Annotated in this window: 11 protein-coding genes and 4 pseudogenes; 8 read left to right on the top strand and 7 right to left on the bottom strand. The window is 69.1% G+C overall.

Going from position 1 to position 17,293, the window contains the following annotated elements; translation table 11 throughout:
• Nucleotides 1–7: 7 nt before the first annotated feature.
• Complete coding sequence (locus tag CCUG20998_RS05860; RefSeq protein ID WP_012393093.1) at nucleotides 8–904, bottom strand: alpha/beta fold hydrolase; 897 nt, start codon at nucleotides 902–904, stop codon at nucleotides 8–10.
• A 114-nt stretch (nucleotides 905–1,018) separates the two neighbouring features.
• Between CCUG20998_RS05860 and CCUG20998_RS05855 the strand changes: the two genes are divergently transcribed.
• Together CCUG20998_RS05855 and CCUG20998_RS05850 are read left to right on the top strand one after the other, a co-directional pair.
• Nucleotides 1,019–2,473: an HNH endonuclease signature motif containing protein gene (locus CCUG20998_RS05855; RefSeq protein ID WP_103653922.1), complete on the top strand. Its 1,455-nt coding sequence runs from the start codon at nucleotides 1,019–1,021 to the stop codon at nucleotides 2,471–2,473.
• Nucleotides 2,474–2,581: 108 nt separating this feature from the next.
• Nucleotides 2,582–4,108 (top strand): NCS1 family nucleobase:cation symporter-1, encoded by a 1,527-nt coding sequence (locus CCUG20998_RS05850; RefSeq protein WP_036457354.1) that lies wholly within the window; start codon nucleotides 2,582–2,584, stop codon nucleotides 4,106–4,108.
• Here CCUG20998_RS05850 and puuE read toward each other — a convergent pair.
• The 3 genes from puuE to CCUG20998_RS05835 are packed head-to-tail and all read right to left on the bottom strand — an operon-like array spanning nucleotide 4,084 to nucleotide 7,234.
• Entirely contained in the window at nucleotides 4,084–4,977 is an 894-nt protein-coding gene (puuE, locus tag CCUG20998_RS05845) for an allantoinase PuuE (RefSeq protein ID WP_020732072.1), read from the bottom strand. The two genes, CCUG20998_RS05850 and puuE, sit on opposite strands and share 25 nt — an antisense overlap.
• A 17-nt stretch (nucleotides 4,978–4,994) precedes the next feature.
• A complete protein-coding gene (gene alc / locus CCUG20998_RS05840) occupies nucleotides 4,995–5,954 on the bottom strand; it encodes an allantoicase (RefSeq protein ID WP_011740617.1) in 960 nt (319 codons plus the stop codon).
• Nucleotides 5,951–7,234, bottom strand: a complete 1,284-nt coding sequence (locus CCUG20998_RS05835) for a DUF6986 family protein (RefSeq protein ID WP_020732071.1) — start codon at nucleotides 7,232–7,234, stop codon at nucleotides 5,951–5,953. The genes alc and CCUG20998_RS05835 overlap by 4 nt, the downstream gene beginning before the upstream one ends.
• A gap of 149 nt (nucleotides 7,235–7,383) precedes the next feature.
• Here CCUG20998_RS05835 and CCUG20998_RS29435 point away from each other — a divergent pair.
• The 4 pseudogenes from CCUG20998_RS29435 to CCUG20998_RS29420 all read left to right on the top strand — a co-directional run.
• A pseudogene (locus tag CCUG20998_RS29435) lies at nucleotides 7,384–7,983 on the top strand (PE family protein); the annotation flags it as partial.
• Nucleotides 7,984–8,984: 1,001 nt separating this feature from the next.
• Nucleotides 8,985–9,254, top strand: a pseudogene (locus tag CCUG20998_RS29430) (PGRS repeat-containing protein); the annotation flags it as partial.
• Between the two features lie 1,289 nt (nucleotides 9,255–10,543).
• Nucleotides 10,544–11,044: pseudogene (locus CCUG20998_RS29425) on the top strand (PE family protein); the annotation flags it as partial.
• A gap of 1,089 nt (nucleotides 11,045–12,133) precedes the next feature.
• Nucleotides 12,134–12,334, top strand: a pseudogene (locus CCUG20998_RS29420) (PGRS repeat-containing protein); the annotation flags it as partial.
• A gap of 1,058 nt (nucleotides 12,335–13,392) precedes the next feature.
• Here the strand turns inward: CCUG20998_RS29420 and CCUG20998_RS05820 are convergent.
• The 3 genes from CCUG20998_RS05820 to CCUG20998_RS05810 are packed head-to-tail and all read right to left on the bottom strand — an operon-like array spanning nucleotide 13,393 to nucleotide 16,174.
• On the bottom strand, nucleotides 13,393–14,481 hold the full coding sequence (locus CCUG20998_RS05820; protein ID WP_012393086.1) for an adenosine deaminase: 1,089 nt from the start codon (nucleotides 14,479–14,481) through the stop codon (nucleotides 13,393–13,395).
• Complete coding sequence (locus CCUG20998_RS05815) at nucleotides 14,478–15,779, bottom strand: thymidine phosphorylase (protein ID WP_020732068.1); 1,302 nt, start codon at nucleotides 15,777–15,779, stop codon at nucleotides 14,478–14,480. Before CCUG20998_RS05815 ends, CCUG20998_RS05820 begins: the two co-directional genes overlap by 4 nt.
• Nucleotides 15,776–16,174 (bottom strand): cytidine deaminase, encoded by a 399-nt coding sequence (locus CCUG20998_RS05810; RefSeq protein WP_012393084.1) that lies wholly within the window; start codon nucleotides 16,172–16,174, stop codon nucleotides 15,776–15,778. The genes CCUG20998_RS05815 and CCUG20998_RS05810 overlap by 4 nt, the downstream gene beginning before the upstream one ends.
• A gap of 219 nt (nucleotides 16,175–16,393) precedes the next feature.
• Here CCUG20998_RS05810 and sdhC point away from each other — a divergent pair, with 219 nt between their 5' ends.
• Together sdhC and CCUG20998_RS05800 are read left to right on the top strand one after the other, a co-directional pair.
• Entirely contained in the window at nucleotides 16,394–16,816 is a 423-nt protein-coding gene (sdhC, locus tag CCUG20998_RS05805) for a succinate dehydrogenase, cytochrome b556 subunit (protein WP_084472624.1), read from the top strand.
• Nucleotides 16,813–17,280 carry a succinate dehydrogenase hydrophobic membrane anchor subunit gene (locus CCUG20998_RS05800; protein ID WP_012393082.1) on the top strand — a complete coding sequence of 156 codons (468 nt, stop codon included), beginning with the start codon at nucleotides 16,813–16,815 and terminating at the stop codon, nucleotides 17,278–17,280. The genes sdhC and CCUG20998_RS05800 overlap by 4 nt, the downstream gene beginning before the upstream one ends.
• The last annotated feature ends 13 nt before the right edge of the window (nucleotides 17,281–17,293 follow it).

Below are 17,293 nucleotides of genomic sequence, written 5' to 3'. Positions count from 1 at the left end.
GGCGAGCTCAGATGTCGGCGGCGCAGGCAGCGAAAATCGCATCCCAGTCCTCGACGTTGAAATGGCCCTTGCCGGCGGCCCAATGCAACTCGACGTTGGGGATCACCCGCTCGAGGTACTCCCCCATCTCGCGCGGCACGAAGCTGTCGTGGGTGCCCAGCCAGATATGGGTGGGCACGTCCACCTCACTGGGGTCGAACTCCCACGGCCGATACTCGAGAAACGCTTCGTAGGCGGCGCCCCGGCTGCCTTGCCGAAACGCCTCGAGCTGCACCGCCTGGAAGTGTTGGACGAAGCGTTTGTCACGCATCCGGTGCTTGTCGACCGCGGGTACCGAAGCGGTTATCAGCTTGGTGAACAGTCCGGGTGCGTACTTTGCACACCAACCGAGCGGGGCGAACAGGGCGTGAAACAACCGCGGCCCATGTTGGGCCAGACGGGCGTAGGACCGGTCCGCCAAATTGAGGCTACCCATGATTTCCGGCGTCGCCAGCGGCCCCCAGGGGCCGAGTGCGCCGATGAACGCCAGACGCGAGGGGGCAATCCGGGCACCGCAGGCGAACAGGTGCGGTCCCGCCCCCGAATGACCCACCACGCCGAACTTGTCCAACCCCAGCGCGTCGGCCAAAGCGCAGACGTCTGCCGGCCAGTCCCGCAATGTGCGGCCCTCTTGGAACGTCGATCGCCCGTAGCCGGGCCGGTCGACGGCGATGAGCCGAAACCGGGCACGCCGCGCGGCGCCGTCGGCGAAGGCTCCTTCCAGCCGCGAGCTTGGTGTGCCGTGAAAGTAGAACGTCGGGTATCCGGTGGGGTCGCCCCATTCGAGGCAGGCAAGTTCGCGCCCATCGGGCAAGGTGACCACGTTGGCCTCGTCGGCGCGAATGTCTTCCGGCAAGGTCTGCATCAGGCGCGCGCCGCCCAGGCGGGGGCGGTGACCCGGTTGCGCAGCACACGAGCGATGGTAGGCCGCGATGTGCGTGCTCAGGTGCTGCGCCCCACGGTGTCGGTGGACCAGCATATGATCGAACATGTGTTCGACACTGACAGTTCCGCAACCCTGACTCGGATCACCGCCGCCGCGCGGGCCGAGGCCCGGGCTGCCGCGGAACGCCTGGCGGCCATCGGCGATCTGTTTCGGTTGCGGCTGTCCCAGCACGGCAACCGCGAGGATTGGGTGGCCGACACCCGCGACGCGGTAGCGGCTGAGGTCGCCGCAGCGCTAAACACCAGCGTGGCAATGGGGCACAGCAACCTGCGCTATGCGCGGGCGATGCGTGAGCGGCTACCGCAGTTGGGTGCGGAGTTCCGGGCCGGCGGCATCGACTTTCGGCTGTTCCGCACGATTGTGTTTCGCACCGATCTGATCACCGACCCTGACGCCCTGGCGGCCGTGGACGCTCGACTGGCCATCAAGGCGCCCCGCTGGCCATCGATGACCAGTTGGAAGCTCGCGACAGAGGTCGATCGCGTGGTTGCAAAATTCGATCGCGACGCCGTACGCCGCTCGCGACGCGATGCCGCCGACCGGTATGTGGACTGCGCCCCGCTCGAGCCCGGGATGGCGTTGGTCAACGGCCAGGTCTTCGCGGCGACGGCCGAGGCGCTAGCGCGTCGCCTCGACGAACTCGCCAAGACAGTCTGTGCCGATGATCCGCGTACCGTCGTACAGCGGCGTGCGGACGCACTGGGCACGTTGGCCGTCGGTCAGGACCGGCTGATATGCGGCTGCGGCAGGACGGACTGCCCGGCCGCGGGCGCTCCGCAACAACCCAGCCGAGTGGTGATTCACGTTGTCGCCGGCCGCGACACGGTGGACGGGGCCGGCGAGGCGCCGGGAGTTCTTCCGGGCGACGGGATCATCCCCGCCGAGATCGTGCGCGAACTGGCCAAATCAGCCAAGCTCCAACCGATGCCGACGCCGAAACTGGCCGAAACCGGATATGTACCGTCCCTGGCCTTGATGGACTTTGTTCGCGCCCGCGACCTGACCTGCCGGGCACCCGGCTGCGATCGCCCCGCAACCCAGTGCGATGTCGATCACACAATCCCGTACAGCGACGGCGGAGCGACGCATCCGTCGAACCTGAAATGCCTCTGCCGCAAACATCATCTGCTCAAGACATTTTGGGGCTGGCACGACAAGCAGCTACCGGATGCAACTGTCATCTGGTCGTTGCCCGATGGGCAGACCTACGTCACCACGCCGGGCAGCGCATGGCTTCTCCCGGGACTATTCGCGCCCAGCCCGGAGCTGCCGCCCCCCGCTCGGAGGCCACAGGATCACTGCGGAAACCGCGACGCGATGATGCCCAAACGCGCCCGGACTCGCGCCCAAAGCTCCGCCGCACGCATTGCGGCCGAACGCAACCACAACATGACTAGCCGCGAAGCCCGGCGACGGCGTTGGGAAGAGTGCTATTTCGGGCCGCGCGACGCATCGGCATCCGATGACGAGGAACCGCCACCCTTCTAACGCTGGACCCATCCGCCTCACGCGCAATAGGCACATAGCCCGCGCGAAATGTGACGGCAATACCTTGGAAATAGTGTCATGGGTTCATCGACGCCCGACGGAAGAGCCATGATCGACACCACCGCACCGCACAGTCCAGTGCATTCGCCGAGCCATGGAGCCGGACCCGCCAACATCAAGCCCGATTATCACCCTCGGCTGACCAACGACGACCTGGCGCCGCTGCGCGAGCAGACGTGGGGCACCTACAACATCTTCGCTTTCTGGATGTCAGACGTGCACAGCGTCGGGGGCTACGTGACGGCGGGGAGCCTGTTCGCGCTGGGACTGGCCAGCTGGCAGGTGTTGGTCTCACTGATCATCGCGATCACCATCGTCTACTTCCTGTGCAACCTGGTGGCGCGGCCCAGTCAGGCAACCGGCGTGCCGTATCCGGTGATCTGCCGGACCGCATTCGGCGTTCTCGGCGCGAACATCCCGGCAATCATCCGCGGGCTGATCGCGGTGGCTTGGTACGGAATCCAGACATACCTTGCTTCGGCCGCACTCGATGTGGTCATGATCAAGCTGTTTCCCGGCCTGGCCCGCTACGCCGTCGTCGAAGACTACGGGTTCCTGGGGTTGCCGGCACTGGGCTGGGCCAGCTACTTGATTCTGTGGGTTCTGCAGGCATGCGTGTTCTGGCGCGGCATGGAGGCCATTCGCAAGTTCATCGACTTCTGCGGTCCTGCGGTATACGTCGTGATGTTCGCGCTGTCCGGATATCTCATCAGCAAGGCCGGTTGGGCAGCCATCGATTTGAATCTCGGCGACGTGAGGTACTCCGGATGGGATGCGATACCGGTGATGTTGGGGGCCATCGCGCTGGTGGTGTCCTACTTCTCCGGCCCGATGCTCAATTTCGGCGACTTCTCCCGCTACGGACGCTCGTTCGGCGCGGTACGCAAGGGAAATTTCCTGGGGCTGCCGCTCAACTTCCTGCTGTTCTCGCTTCTGGTGGTGGTCACGGCCTCGCTCACCGTTCCGGTGTTCGGCGAACTGATCACCGATCCGGTGCAGACGGTGGCACGCATCGACTCCACCTTCGCGATCATTCTGGGCGCTTCGACATTCACCATCGCGACCATCGGCATCAATATCGTCGCCAACTTCATCTCCCCTGCGTTCGACTTCTCCAACGTCAACCCGCAGCGGATCAGCTGGCGAACCGGCGGGATGATCGCGGCGGTGGGGTCGGCGCTGATCACGCCGTGGAATCTGTACAACCACCCTGATGTCATCCACTACACGCTCGAGACCCTTGGCGCCTTCATCGGCCCACTGTTCGGCGTGCTGATCGCCGACTACTACCTGGTGCGCAAGCAACACGTCGTCGTCGACGACCTGTTCAGCCTCTCGCACGACGGAACCTACTGGTACCGCAAGGGATACAACCCGGCCGCGGTCATCGCCACGGCCGTGTCAGCGGCGATTGCCATGGTCCCGGTGTTGGCCAGCGATGTCTACGGCATGTACACCGCCGCGGAGTACAGCTGGTTCATCGGCTGCGGTGTCGCGTTAGTCGTCTACTACCTGTTGGCTACCCGCGGCCGGCTCGCCATTGCGCCGCCCTATCGCCCGGTTGGCGCCGGATGAACCGCGCGCCAGTGCTCGGCGATCTCGACGCGCCGGGCCAGCCACACCCGATCGTGGGACCGCACATGGTCAAGGAAGCGCTGCAGGGCAGCCGTTCTGGCCGGGCGGCCGACCAGCCTGCAATGCAAACCGACGGATAGCATCTTCGGGCTGCCCGCACGCCCCTCGGCATACAGCACATCGAACGCGTCGCGCAGATGGGCGAAGAACTCATCGCCGTTGGAGAACCCCGCCGGTGAGGCGAATCGCATGTCGTTGGTATCCAGGGTGTACGGCACGACCAGGTGATCGCTGGCGCCGACCCGCACCCAGTACGGCAGGTCGTCGGCATACGAATCGGAGTCATAAAGGAAACCACCGTGTTCGACCACCAGCTCGCGGGTGTGCGGTGAGTCGCGACCGCCGTACCAACCGCGCGGCGAGGACCCGGTGAGCTCATGGTGGATTCGCACCGCCTCGGACAGGTGGGCCCGCTCGGTGTCCCGGTCGATCTCTTGGTAGGACTTCCAACGCAGCCCATGGCAAGCAATTTCATGACCGAGCTCACGAAAAACCTTTGCCACCTCTGGGTTTCGCTGCATCGCCTGGGCGACGGCGAAAATGGTCAGCGGCACGCCGGATTGCTCGCAGACCCGCAGCACCCGCCACACGCCCGCCCGAGATCCGTATTCGTAGAGCGACTCCATGCTCATGTGCCGGTTCGGAAATGACTGTGCGGGCACGATCTCGGACAAGAAGGTCTCTGACCCCGAGTCGCCGTCGAGGACGCTGCTTTCGGCCCCCTCTTCGTAGTTCAGCACGAATTGCACCGCGATCAGCGCACCGCCGGGCCACTGGGGATCGGGCGGCGTGCGACCATACCCGGTCATATCCCGCGGATACCCGGTCACGCCAGGTCCCCGAACAGCCGCAGCCGCGATAGCCCGCCATCCGGATAGATCTCCAAACGAGCCTGATCCACAACATCTTTGGTGCTGACCAGAAACCGGTGCCGGGTGTCGGGCAAGAGGTTGGTGCGCGGTAGCAGCTCGATCCATTCGCCAGTGGGCTGCCGACCAACCACCGCCGCCGCGCCCGGACTATTCCCGACAAAATACGACGTGTCGATTTCGACCAGCCGCACCACGCCGGGGCCGGCCAGCTTGATCAGCACCCAGTCGTTGCCATCGTCACGACGCCGGGCAGTCTCCCAACCGTCACCCATGACTCGCGCCAGGCCCGGGAAGATGACGTGCTGCGGCGAGCTGTAGAAGCGGTTCGAGCAGTCCAGCACCAGCCCGCCATTTTCCAGCGCGGCCAGATCCAGCGGGCCGGCACCGAGGAACCGACGGTCGGGACGTCCCTCTCCATGTACCCGCAACCGCGCCACGCCGCCGTCCGGATAGATGCTGAGCCGCACATGGGTCCAACGCTTTTCGGAGCTGACCACAAAGGGATTGTCGGCGTCACCGACCACCTTGGCACGGGCCACGATCGTTTCCCAGCCACCGTCGCTGGCCAGCTGCTCGGCCGGCGGATAACCGTCGACCGCTAACGCCTCGATCGAGACTTCGGGCGGGTAGTTGCCCTTGAACCACGCGGTGTCGACCACCACACCGCGGATCACACCCGGGACACCGAGTCGCACGATCGCCTGGTCGTGACCAGGCTCACGGCGACGGCGGGTCTCCCATCCGTCATAGACCTGGCCCTTGTGCCCAAAGGAAGCCGGGCGATAGCTTGCGGGGCCCGGATTGATCAGGTTCTCTTTTTCGGCGAACGACTCATCGTTGGCCCAAATCACCGCGCCGCCAAGCGGTCGCAGCGCCAGATCGGGCAGCCAGGTGAAGTCCGGGGTATCTGTCATGAAGGGTTGTACTCCTGCGGTATTCGCACTTTTAGGGCTCGCAGCACTGACTCAGTGGCGCCAGGTGCGGCGTCGCGCACCTGGTCGGCACTGAAGGCTCCACAATCAAGGCCACGCAGCACGACCGCCGCCAGTGCCTCCGCGGTGGCCGGCTCGTCGATGACACCACCACCGGCGCGCTCGAGATAAGCCTGCAGCCGCGGGGCGGCAACGCCCAGCGCCGCCCGGAAAAAGGTGAAGGTGGCAAGCCATCGGGTGACCAGGTGGCCGGGATGCATGTCCCATCCCTGGTAATAACCGCGTTCCAGCGACCGGGTGACCAACCGGTAGTGACTCCGAAACGCCTGCACCACTTGCTCTTCAGTTCCCTCGGGCACCACGTTGGTGGATCCGTCGGAGACCCGGACACCGGTCTGCGCGGCCGCGGCCAGCATCACCGCCTTGGCGTGGTCGGCCACCGGGTGATCGAGCGCCTGGTGCTGAGGTGCGATCCCGCACGCGGCACTGTAGTCGTAGGTGCCGTAGTGCAGGCCGGTGCAGCGGCGCTGCGACATGTGGATCGCTCGTGCGAGGGTAGCGGCGCCGTCCGGGCCGATGACTGCCTGCGGGCTCTCGATCTGCAATTCGAACTTCAGAGCGCCCGCCGGCAAGCCGTGCGCTGTTTCCAGGGCCTCACACAACTGCACTGCCGCGCCGACCTGGTCCCCGGCGCGAAGCTTGGGCACGGTGAAGACGAAACCGTCCGGAACGCCACCCGCACCGTCGAGCACCAGCTCCAGTGTGCGTAGCGCCCGACGCCACTCGGAGCTGGTCAAGCCCTTGATCCGGACGCCGCAGACAGGCAGTCCCACCGACCGCAACGTCTGTCCGGCGCGCACGGCGTCGTCGTCCTCCACGTCGTCACCGCGTATCCCGTACCCGTCCTCGAAGTCCAGCCGTAGGTCCTCGATGGGGCCGACGGCCAGACGCCGCTGGACCAACCCAAGTGCCGCATCGTCGCCAAGTTCGCTCAATAGGTCGACATGGCGCTGCAGCAACGCGGCGGCGGCGGCACCCCACTGGGAAGGCGTCTGGGAGGTAGCTTCGGCGGCGCTGACGTACACGGTGTGCACCGGTTGCACGCCGGGGCCGTCGCCCGGGTAGCGAGCCGCCAACTCCTGGTCAACCTGCGCCAATACCGCATCGATGTGTGCGAGAGCCGGCGAGTCGACGGGTCCAGACCCCGATTTGGGGTTTTCGGTCGCTGCTGCCACCCGCCCATCATCACAGATGCCCTGCACCCGGCTGACAGCCAATGGCGGGCAAGCACGACGGGGCGTCCATGAATTGGACGGGACTTTAGCAAATCATATGAATCACAATCGAAACGCCCGGATGCCACCATGCGCTGTCGATCTTGTTGATGGGGAATCTGGCTTGGAGGGCAGCGATGGCGTTTGTGTTGGTGGCTCCGGAGATGATGACGGCCGCGGCGTCGGATTTGGCGAATATCGGCTCGGCGATCAACACGGCCAATACCGCGGTCGCGGCCCCCACCGCGGAGCTGCTGGCCGCCGGGACCGATGAGGTCTCCGAAGCCATCGCCTCGCTGTTTTCCGGCCACGCCCTGGACTACCAGAGCCTCGGCGCCCGGATGACAGCGTTTCACGATCAATTCGTGGCGGCCCTGACCGCGGGTGGCGGCCTGTACTCCAGCGCCGAGGCCGCCGCCGCCACGCCATTGCAAGACCTGCTCAATGTCGTCAACGCCCCCACCCAAGCACTGTTGGGGCGCCCGCTGATCGGCGACGGCGCCGACGGAACCGCGCCAGGGCAGGCCGGCGGCGCCGGTGGACTGCTCTACGGCAACGGCGGCAACGGCGCCGCGGGCACCAACCCCGGAGTGGCCGGCGGGGCCGGCGGGGCGGCCGGGTTGATCGGCAACGGCGGTGCCGGCGGGATCGGCGGCGCCGGTGGCTCCGGCGGTGCCGGCGGGACCGGCGGCTGGCTCTACGGCAACGGCGGCGCCGGTGGCAACGGTGGGGCCGGCGCGCCGGGGCTGGTGAGCTTCAACGGCAACAACGGCGGCAACGGCGGCAACGGCGGCGCGGCCGGCTGGTGGGGCACTGGCGGGGCCGGCGGCGCGGGCGGCGAGGGCGGGGCCGCCGGTGGCGACCCGGCCGGCATCGCCTACGGGCAAACGGGCGGGGTCGGTGGCAACGGCGGCAGCGGCGGCAACGGCGGATGGTTCGCCGGCAACGCCGGTGCCGGTGGCAACGGTGGAGTCGGCGGAGACGGCAACGCCGCCGACAGTGGCCTGGTTGGCGGCGCCGGCGGGGTCGGTGGGACCGGGGGCGCCGCCGGGCTCTTCGGCGACGGCGGAGCCGGCGGACAAGGCGGCGACGGCGCAGTGTCGGACGCGCTTGCCGCGAGCCATGGCGGCGCCGGTGGCGATGGCGGGCGCTCCGGGTGGCTCAGTGGTAACGCCGGGGCCGGCGGGGCCGGCGGGGCCGGCGGCAACACAAACGGCATTGGCAACTTCGCCGGCAATGGCGGGGCGGGCGGCAATGGTGGTGCCGCCGGATTGTTCGGCAACGGCGCCGCCGGTGGCGCCGGCGGGGCCGGCGGGGCAAGCCAGACGTTTACCGGCGCGGGGGTGCCGGCGGAGCCGGTGGCGCCGGCGGGTGGCTCTACGGCAACGGAGGCGCCGGCGGTGCCGGCGGGGTCGGCGGCGCCGGGATCGGGACGGGAGGCTTGGGCAGCAACGGCGGCAATGGCGGCACCGGCGGCATCAGTGGGCTGATCGGCAATGGCGGCGCCGGTGGCGCCGGCGGCGCCGGCAGCGCCACCGGACCCTCGGGCTACAGCGGCGGCAACGGCGGCAACGGCGGCAACGGCGGGGCGGCGCAGCTGATCGGTGCCGGCGGCGGCGGCGGAGTGGCCGGGATCGGCGGGGCCGGCGGAACCGGGGCCGCCGCGGGGGTAACCGGAAGCGCCGGCGCCAGCGGCGTGGGCGGACGGTTGTACTCGAGCAACGGGATCCCCGACATCTTTGGCCGCCCACTAATCGGCGACGGCGCCGACGGGGCACCGGGCACCGGGCAAGCCGGCGGCGACGGCGGCTGGCTCTACGGCAACGGCGGCAACGGCGGCTCCGGCGCCGCCGGGCAAGCCGGAGGGGCCGGAGGTGCAGCCGGGTTGATCGGCAACGGCGGCGCCGGTGGCACCGGCGGCTCCGGTGCGGCCGGCGGCAACGGCGGCGCCGGTGGCTGGCTGTTCGGCAACGGCGGCACCGGCGGCACCGGCGGAGACGCCGTCGCCGGCCTGCCGGGTCTCAACGGCGGCAACGGCGGCAACGGCGGCGCCGGCGGAGCCGCCGGCTGGTGGGGCCACGGAGGCATCGGCGGCCAAGGCGGCACCGGCGGGGCGGCCGGCGGCTTCGCCAACACGGCACCCTCAACGAACGGACTGCTTGGCGGTAATGGAGGTAACGGTGGCGATGGCGGGGCCGGCGGCTGGCTGTTCGGCGACGCCGGCGCCGGCGGACAAGGCGGCACCGGCGGAGCGGCGAACGACCCCTTGGTAGGCGGTAGCACTGGCGGCAGCGGGGGCGCCGGCGGCAATGGCGGGACCGCCGGACTGTTCGGCGCCGGCGGAGCCGGCGGGACCGGCGGAACCGCCGGGGCGGGCATCGCCGTCGGCAGCAACGGCGGCCACGGCGGCCAGGGCGGCTACGGCGGCTGGCTGGGCGGCAGCGGAGGCGCCGGCGGCACCGGCGGCACCGGCGGTTCGGGTGATATCTACGCCGGAGCCGGCGGAACCGGGGGTAGCGGCGGAGCCGCAAGACTATTCGGGACCGGTGGAACCGGCGGCGCCGGCGGAGTTGGTGGAGCAAGCGACTTTCAATTCGCCGGCAGCGGCGGCAGCGGCGGCACCGGCGGCGCCGCCGGATGGCTGATCGGCAACGGCGGGTCCGGTGGACAAGGTGGATTGGCCGGCACCGCGGATCCGGTAACCGGTCTCTTCGGAGGCACTGGCGGAGCCGGCGGGGCCGGTGGAGCGGCCGGATGGCTCTACGGCGCCGGCGGCAGTGGCGGCGCGGGCGGAGCCGGAACGGCCAGCGTCTATCCGGGTCTGTCCGGCGGCAACGGCGGCAACGGCGGCAACGGCGGGGCCGCACAGGTCATCGGCACCGGCGGCTCCGGCGGAACGGCCGGCACCGGCGGGGCCGGCGGGCCCGACGATCCGCCCAACAACATCCCGGCCGGAACCGACGGACAGGACGGAGCCGGCGGCGCCGGCGGGTCCGGCGGACTGGTGTTCGGCGATTCCGGCGGATAGGCACCTCGCCACCCGATCTGCACCAATCATGTTGGGAGCCAAGGGCGCAATGCTTCTTCGCGCCGCAACAAACCGGAGCGTTAGGACCTGGCAATCCGCGCAATCGCCACCCGACCAATTTCATTTCGCCACAAATGGATTCAAATTAATCCTGCGCTAATCCGATGCGACATATGAAATTCGACAAAAAGACCGATAGGCAACGCATTCAGCCTTTACCGTAAACGCCTGCCGATTTTACTGATTTATTTCTGGCTTGGAGGGCAGCGATGGCGTTTGTGTTGGTGGCTCCGGAGATGGTGACGGCCGCGGCGTCGGATTTGGCGAATATCGGCTCGGCGATCAACACGGCCAATACCGCGGTCGCGGCCCCCACCGCGGAGCTGCTGGCCGCCGGGACCGATGAGGTCTCCGAAGCCATCGCCTCGCTGTTTTCCGGCCACGCCCTGGACTATCAGAGCCTCGGCGCCCGGATGACAGCGTTTCACGATCAATTCGTGGCGGCCCTGACCGCGGGTGGCGGCCTGTACTCCAGCGCCGAGGCCGCCGCCGCCACGCCATTGCAAGACCTGCTCAATGTCGTCAACGCCCCCACCCAAGCACTGTTGGGGCGCCCGCTGATCGGCGACGGCGCCGACGGAACCGCACCCGGGCAGGCCGGCGGAGCCGGTGGACTGCTCTACGGCAACGGCGGTAACGGCGCCGCGGGCACCAACCCCGGAGTGGCCGGCGGGGCCGGCGGGGCGGCCGGGTTGATCGGCAACGGCGGTGCCGGCGGGATCGGCGGCGCCGGTGGCTCCGGCGGTGCCGGCGGGACCGGGGGCTGGCTCTACGGCAACGGCGGCGCCGGTGGTGCCGGCGGTGCCGGCGCGCCGGGGCTGGTGAGCTTCAACGGCAGCAACGGTGGCAACGGCGGCAACGGTGGCGCGGCCGGCTGGTGGGGCACTGGCGGAGCCGGCGGCGCGGGCGGCGAGGGCGGGGCCGCCGGCGGTGACCCGGCCGATATCGCCTACGGGCAAACGGGCGGGGTCGGTGGCAACGGCGGCAGCGGCGGCAACGGCGGATGGTTCGCCGGCAACGCCGGGGCCGGCGGCAACGGTGGAGTCGGCGGAGACGGCAACGCCGCCGACCATGGCCTGGTTGCCGGTGCCGGCGGGGTCGGTGGGGCCGGGGGCGCCGCCGGGCTCTTCGGCGACGGCGGAGCCGGCGGACAAGGCGGCGACGGCGGACCGGCGGGATTAGTCGGCGCGAGCGACGGCGGCGCCGGTGGCGATGGCGGGCGCGCCGGGTGGCTCAGTGGTAACGCCGGGGCCGGCGGGGCCGGCGGGGCCGGCGGGGTCCTGGACAGTACCAGCCCCGTCTTTCCCGGCAACGGCGGCGCGGGTGGCAGCGGTGGTGCCGCCGGATTGTTCGGCGACGGCGCCGCCGGTGGCGCCGGCGGGGCCGGCGGGGCAAGCCAGACGTTTACCGGCGACGGCGGGGCCGGCGGGACCGGTGGCGCCGGCGGGTGGCTCTACGGCAACGGCGGCGCCGGCGGCAGCGGCGGGGCCGGCGGCGCCGGGATCGGGACGGGAGACTTTGGCGGCAGCGGCGGTAATGGCGGCACCGGCGGCATCGGCGGGCTGATCGGCAATGGTGGCGCCGGCGGCGCCGGCGGCGCCGGCAATACCAACCAAGTCTCGGGCTACAGCGGCAACGGCGGCAACGGCGGCAACGGCGGGGCGGCACAGCTGATCGGTGCCGGCGGTGGCGGCGGGGAGGGCGGGGTCGGCGGAACCGGGGCCGCGGGGGTGACCGGAAGCGCCGGCGCCAGCGGCGTGGGCGGACGACTGTACTCGGGCAACGGGATCCCCGACATCTTTGGCCGCCCACTAATCGGCGACGGCGCCGACGGGGCACCGGGCACCGGGCAAGCCGGCGGCGACGGCGGCTGGCTCTACGGCAACGGCGGCAACGGCGGCTCCGGCGCCGCCGGGCAAGCCGGAGGGGCCGGAGGTGCAGCCGGGTTGATCGGCAACGGCGGCGCCGGTGGCACCGGCGGCTCCGGTGCGGCCGGCGGCAACGGCGGCGCCGGTGGCTGGCTGTTCGGCAACGGCGGAACCGGCGGAACCGGCGGAGACGCCGTCGCCGGCTTGCCCGGTGTCAACGGCGGCAACGGCGGCAACGGCGGAGCCGGCGGAGCCGCCGGCTGGTGGGGCCGCGGGGGCATCGGCGGCCAAGGCGGCACCGGCGGAGAAGCTGGTGGCGGGACTGGAATCCATGCCGGAAATGGCGGCACCGGTGGCAACGGCGGAGGCGGCGGCTGGCTGTCCGGCGACGCCGGGGCCGGCGGGCAAGGCGGCGCCAGCGTGGCGTCAAACTACATCGCCGGCGGCGGCGGGGCGGGAGGCAATGGCGGTGCCGCCGGATTGTTCGGAGCCGGCGGGGCGGGTGGGACCGGCGGAACCGGCGGCAATGGCAACGCCCCCGCCGGTGGCGACGCCGGTCACGGTGGCCAGGGCGGCTACGGCGGCTGGCTGGCCGGCAGCGGAGGCGCCGGCGGGACCGGTGGTGTCGGCGGGTTGGGGGATTCCGCAAGCGGGACCGGTGGTAGCGGCGGTGGCGGCGGGGCCGCAAGGCTGTTCGGCGACGGCGGAAGCGGCGGAAACGGCGGAGTAGGGGGGCCCAGCACCGTAGTGTTCGCCGGCGGCGGCGGCAGCGGCGGCACCGGCGGCGCCGCCGGATGGTTGATCGGCAACGGCGGGGCCGGCGGACAAGGTGGAGTAGCGGGTACCCTGGATGGGGTCGACGGTCTGCTCGGAGGCACTGGCGGAGCCGGCGGCACCGGCGGCACGGCCGGATGGCTCTACGGCTCCGGCGGCAGCGGCGGCGCGGGCGGAGCCGGAACGGCCAGCTTTTACCCGGGTAGCACCGGCGGAAACGGCGGAAACGGCGGCAACGGCGGAGCCGCACAGGTCATCGGCTCCGGCGGCTCCGGCGGAGCGGCGGGGACCGGCGGGGCCGGCGGGCCCGACAGTCCGCCCGACATCCCGGCCGGAAACGACGGACAGGACGGAGTCGGCGGTGCCGGCGGGTCCGGCGGACTGGTGTTCGGCAATTCCGGCGGGTAGCCGCCCGGCTAGCCGATCAGCACCGCGAACCGCGGCTTGATCACCTCGTCGATGATCTCCAGGCGCTCGTCAAAAGCAATGAACGCCGACTTCATGGCATTGATCGTGAAGCGTTGGATATCGCTCCACCCGTAGCCGAACGTCTCCACCAGGCGGTACATCTCCTGGCTCATCGACGTGTCGCTCATCAACCGGTTATCGGTGTTGACGGTGACCCGGAATCGGCTGCGGGCCAACAGGTCAAAGGGGTGCTCGGCGATGCTGGCCACCGCTCCGGTCTGGACGTTGGAGCTGGGGCACAGCTCCAACGGAATCCGCTTGTCCCGCAGGATTGCCGCCAGCCGGCCCAACTTCACATCGCCGTCGGGACCCACCTCGATGTCGTCGACGATCCGCACCCCATGACCCAACCGGTCCGCTCCGCAAAACGCGATCGCCTCGTGGATGGATGGCAGACCGAACGCCTCACCAGCATGAATCGTGAAGCGCGCGTTGTTGTCCCGCATGTACTCGAATGCGTCCAAGTGCCTCGACGGCGGGTAGCCGGCTTCCGCGCCGGCGATGTCGAAGCCCACTACCCCTTTGTCGCGGAACCGGATCGCCAGCTCGGCAATCTCGCGCGACATGGCCGCGTGTCGCATCGCGGTGACCAGCAGGCGCACCTTGATGGGACACCCGGCACCGGCGCAGGCCCGTTCGCCGGCGGCAAAGCCCGCCAACACCGCGTCGACGATCTCGTCGAAGGTCAATCCCTGATTGATGTGTAGTTCTGGCGCAAAACGGATCTCGGCATAGACCACCGCGTCGGCGGCCAGATCTTCCACGCACTCGTAGGCGACCCGATACAGCGCTTCGGGCGTCTGCATCACCGCGACGGTGTGCGAGAACGGCTCCAGGTAGCGCTCCAGCGAGCCGCTGTGCGACTGGGTGCGAAACCAACTCGCCAGCTCCCCGGCATCGGTGGAGGGCAAGCCGTCGTACCCGACTTGGCCGGCTATGTCGAGCACGGTTTCCGGACGTAACCCGCCGTCGAGGTGGTCATGCAGCAGGGCCTTGGGCGCCTGCCGGATTGCGTCTAGCGTCGGCATGTCTGTCATCGGCTGATCCGATCAATGATGAGAGGCCGAGTGGCCGGCTCGCTGTCAGCGACGCTGAAGCCGGCGGCCAGCTCGGCTACCGCGGCGTCGAACCGCTCGGGGGTGTCGGTATAGAGCGTGAACAAGGGCTCACCGGCCGCCACCGGCTCCCCCGGTCGCCGATGGATCCGAATGCCAGCGCCGTGCTGGACCCGTGCACCGGGGCGGGACCTGCCCGCGCCGAGCCGCCATGCCGCCAACCCCACCGCCATCGCATCGATGTCGCCCATTGTGCCGCCGCGGCCGGCCCGGACGGTTTCCGAATGCGCACCAATCGGCAACGGTTTGGCCAACTCTCCCCCCTGGGCCGCGATCAGCCGGCGAAACCGGTCCATCGCGGAGCCGTCGCGCAGCGTCTCGGCCGGGTCGCGGCCATCGATCCCAACCAGGTCGAGCATCTCGGCTGCCAACCGCACCGTCAGTTCCACCACGTCGGGTGGCCCACCGCCGTCGAGCACCTCCAGCGCCTCGGCCACCTCGAGCGCATTGCCGACGGTCGAGCCCAACGGACAGTTCATGTCGGTCAGCAGCGCTCGGGTGGGCACCCCGTGTGCCGCGCCCAGCTCGACCATGGTGTGTGCCAATTCACGTGATTGGGTTTCGGATTTCAGAAACGCTCCCGAGCCGACCTTCACGTCCAGCACCAGCGCGCCCGCCCCCTCGGCCAGCTTCTTGCTCATGATCGAGCTGGCAATCAACGGCAGCGATTCCACGGTGCCGGTGATGTCGCGCAGGGCGTACAGCTTGGCATCGGCGGGCGCCAGCTCACCAGCGGCGAAGATCGCGGCACCGACATCGCAAAGCTGTTCACGCACCTGCTGGTTGGACAGCGTCGCGGTGAATCCACTGATGGATTCCAGTTTGTCCAGGGTGCCGCCGGTGTGGCCGAGCCCGCGACCCGACGCCTGCGGGACAGTGCCCCCACAGGCGACGACGACAGGCACCAGCGGCAGCGTGATCTTGTCCCCCACCCCGCCGGTGGAGTGCTTGTCCACGGTCACCAACGGCGCACCGCCCGCACGCAGATCGGAGAAGTCCAACCGCGGGCCCGACGCCAGCATCGCCGATGTCCACCGGGCGGTCTCACCTCGGTCCATGCCCTGCAAGACAATCGCCATCAGCAGCGCCGACATCTGTTCGGGCGCGACCCGACCCTCGGTGTAGGCGTCGATCACCCAGTCGATAGCGGCATCGGACAGCCGACCGCCGTCACGCTTGATGCGGATCACCGTCGGTGCATCGAACTCGAAGTCGGTCAAGTTGGTTCCCCGGTGAGGTCGGCGTGGAAAGGTTCGGGCAGCAGATCACCGAGCCGGCGAGGCCCGGCGAGATGGTCGACGAGCAGCTCCGGGCCGCCGTGCTCGAACAACAGCTGGCGACACCGGCCGCACGGCATCAGCGGTGCGCCGCGGCCGTCGACACACGCCAGCGCGACCAGCCGACCCCCACCCGTGGCATGCAGGGCGCACACCACACCGCATTCCGCGCACAGGGCAAGCCCGTATGAGACATTTTCCACATTGCACCCGGTAACGACCCTGCCGTCGTCGACCAGCGCGGCGGCACCGACCGGGAACCGCGAATAGGGTGCATAAGCCCCGGCCGCAACCTGGGTTGCTTTGTCGCGCAATTGTTTCCAATCAATATCGGGCATTCCCAACCCCGCTCGACGATGGCCTGTTTCAGGTAAGTCACCCTAACTCCCGATAGCCGAAACATGATCTGGATCGCCGAGTGCGGTATCGCGCGCATCGCGGTCAAGATAAGCTCGATTGCCCGACAAGAGCTGTTCGACCGTGGTTTTGAGGGGCTTTTAGGGGTGCTTGAAGGGCTTGGAAGGGGTCAGCAAAAGGTGAGCACAACGGCGACAAGCGTGGATCCGGCCGCCGCGAAAAAGGCGCCGGGATCTTCCCGTAAAAGGCGACCGCCACGCACCCTGTATCGGGGCGATCCCGCCATGTGGTCGTGGGTGCTGCACCGCATCACCGGCGCCGCCATTTTCTTTTTCTTGTTTGTCCACGTTCTGGACACCGCCCTGGTGCGGGTGAGCCCACAGGCTTACAACTCGGTAATCGACACTTACAAGACACCGATCGTCGGCCTGATGGAATTCGGGCTGGTGATCGCGGTCTCCTACCACGCACTGAACGGGATCCGGATCATCTTGATCGACTTCTGGTCAGAGGGGCCGCGCTATCAGCGGCTGATGTTGGCGGTCGTCGGCGTGGCCTGGCTGCTGATCCTGGTGCCATCGGCGGTGGTGCTGGGCATTCACATGGCGGAGCACTTCCTATGAGCGCCCCAGACCACCAGCTCGGCCGGGGCGAGCACGCTCCGGTGTTGCAGCGCAGCCACGACCGGCCCGCCAGCCTGGACAATCCACGTTCGCCGCGCCGCCGCGCCGGCATGCCCAACTTCGAGAAATACGCCTGGCTGTTCATGCGATTCTCCGGCGTGGTGCTGGTGTTCCTGGCGCTGGGGCACTTGTTCATCGGGCTGATGTGGGAAAACGGGGTCTACCGAATCGACTTCAACTACGTGGCGCAGCGCTGGTCGTCCCCGTTCTGGCAGACCTGGGACCTGCTGCTGCTGTGGCTGGCACAGTTGCACGGCGGCAACGGGCTGCGAGTCATCATCGACGACTACAGCCGCAAGGATTCCACCCGATTCTGGCTGAATTCGCTGCTGGTGGTGTCGATCGTGTTCACGCTGGCCCTAGGCAGCTACGTGCTGTTGACGTTCGACGCGAACATCTCCTGAAAGTCCAGAAAGT

This window comes from Mycobacterium marinum, from assembly GCF_003391395.1.
Classification (GTDB): domain Bacteria; phylum Actinomycetota; class Actinomycetes; order Mycobacteriales; family Mycobacteriaceae; genus Mycobacterium; species Mycobacterium marinum.
This window is presented reverse-complemented; position numbering and strand designations above follow the sequence as displayed.

What these genes read in the sequence shown, in the direction of transcription:
- alc (WP_011740617.1), bottom strand. Translation starts at nt 5,954, where the DNA reads ATGACAGATACCCCGGACTTCACCTGGCTGCCCGATCTGGCGCTGCGA.
- CCUG20998_RS05855 (WP_103653922.1), top strand. Translation starts at nt 1,019, where the DNA reads ATGATCGAACATGTGTTCGACACTGACAGTTCCGCAACCCTGACTCGG.
- CCUG20998_RS05800 (WP_012393082.1), top strand. Translation starts at nt 16,813, where the DNA reads ATGAGCGCCCCAGACCACCAGCTCGGCCGGGGCGAGCACGCTCCGGTG.
- CCUG20998_RS05860 (WP_012393093.1), bottom strand. Translation starts at nt 904, where the DNA reads ATGCAGACCTTGCCGGAAGACATTCGCGCCGACGAGGCCAACGTGGTC.
- puuE (WP_020732072.1), bottom strand. Translation starts at nt 4,977, where the DNA reads ATGACCGGGTATGGTCGCACGCCGCCCGATCCCCAGTGGCCCGGCGGT.
- CCUG20998_RS05810 (WP_012393084.1), bottom strand. Translation starts at nt 16,174, where the DNA reads ATGCCCGATATTGATTGGAAACAATTGCGCGACAAAGCAACCCAGGTT.
- CCUG20998_RS05820 (WP_012393086.1), bottom strand. Translation starts at nt 14,481, where the DNA reads ATGACAGACATGCCGACGCTAGACGCAATCCGGCAGGCGCCCAAGGCC.
- CCUG20998_RS05850 (WP_036457354.1), top strand. Translation starts at nt 2,582, where the DNA reads ATGATCGACACCACCGCACCGCACAGTCCAGTGCATTCGCCGAGCCAT.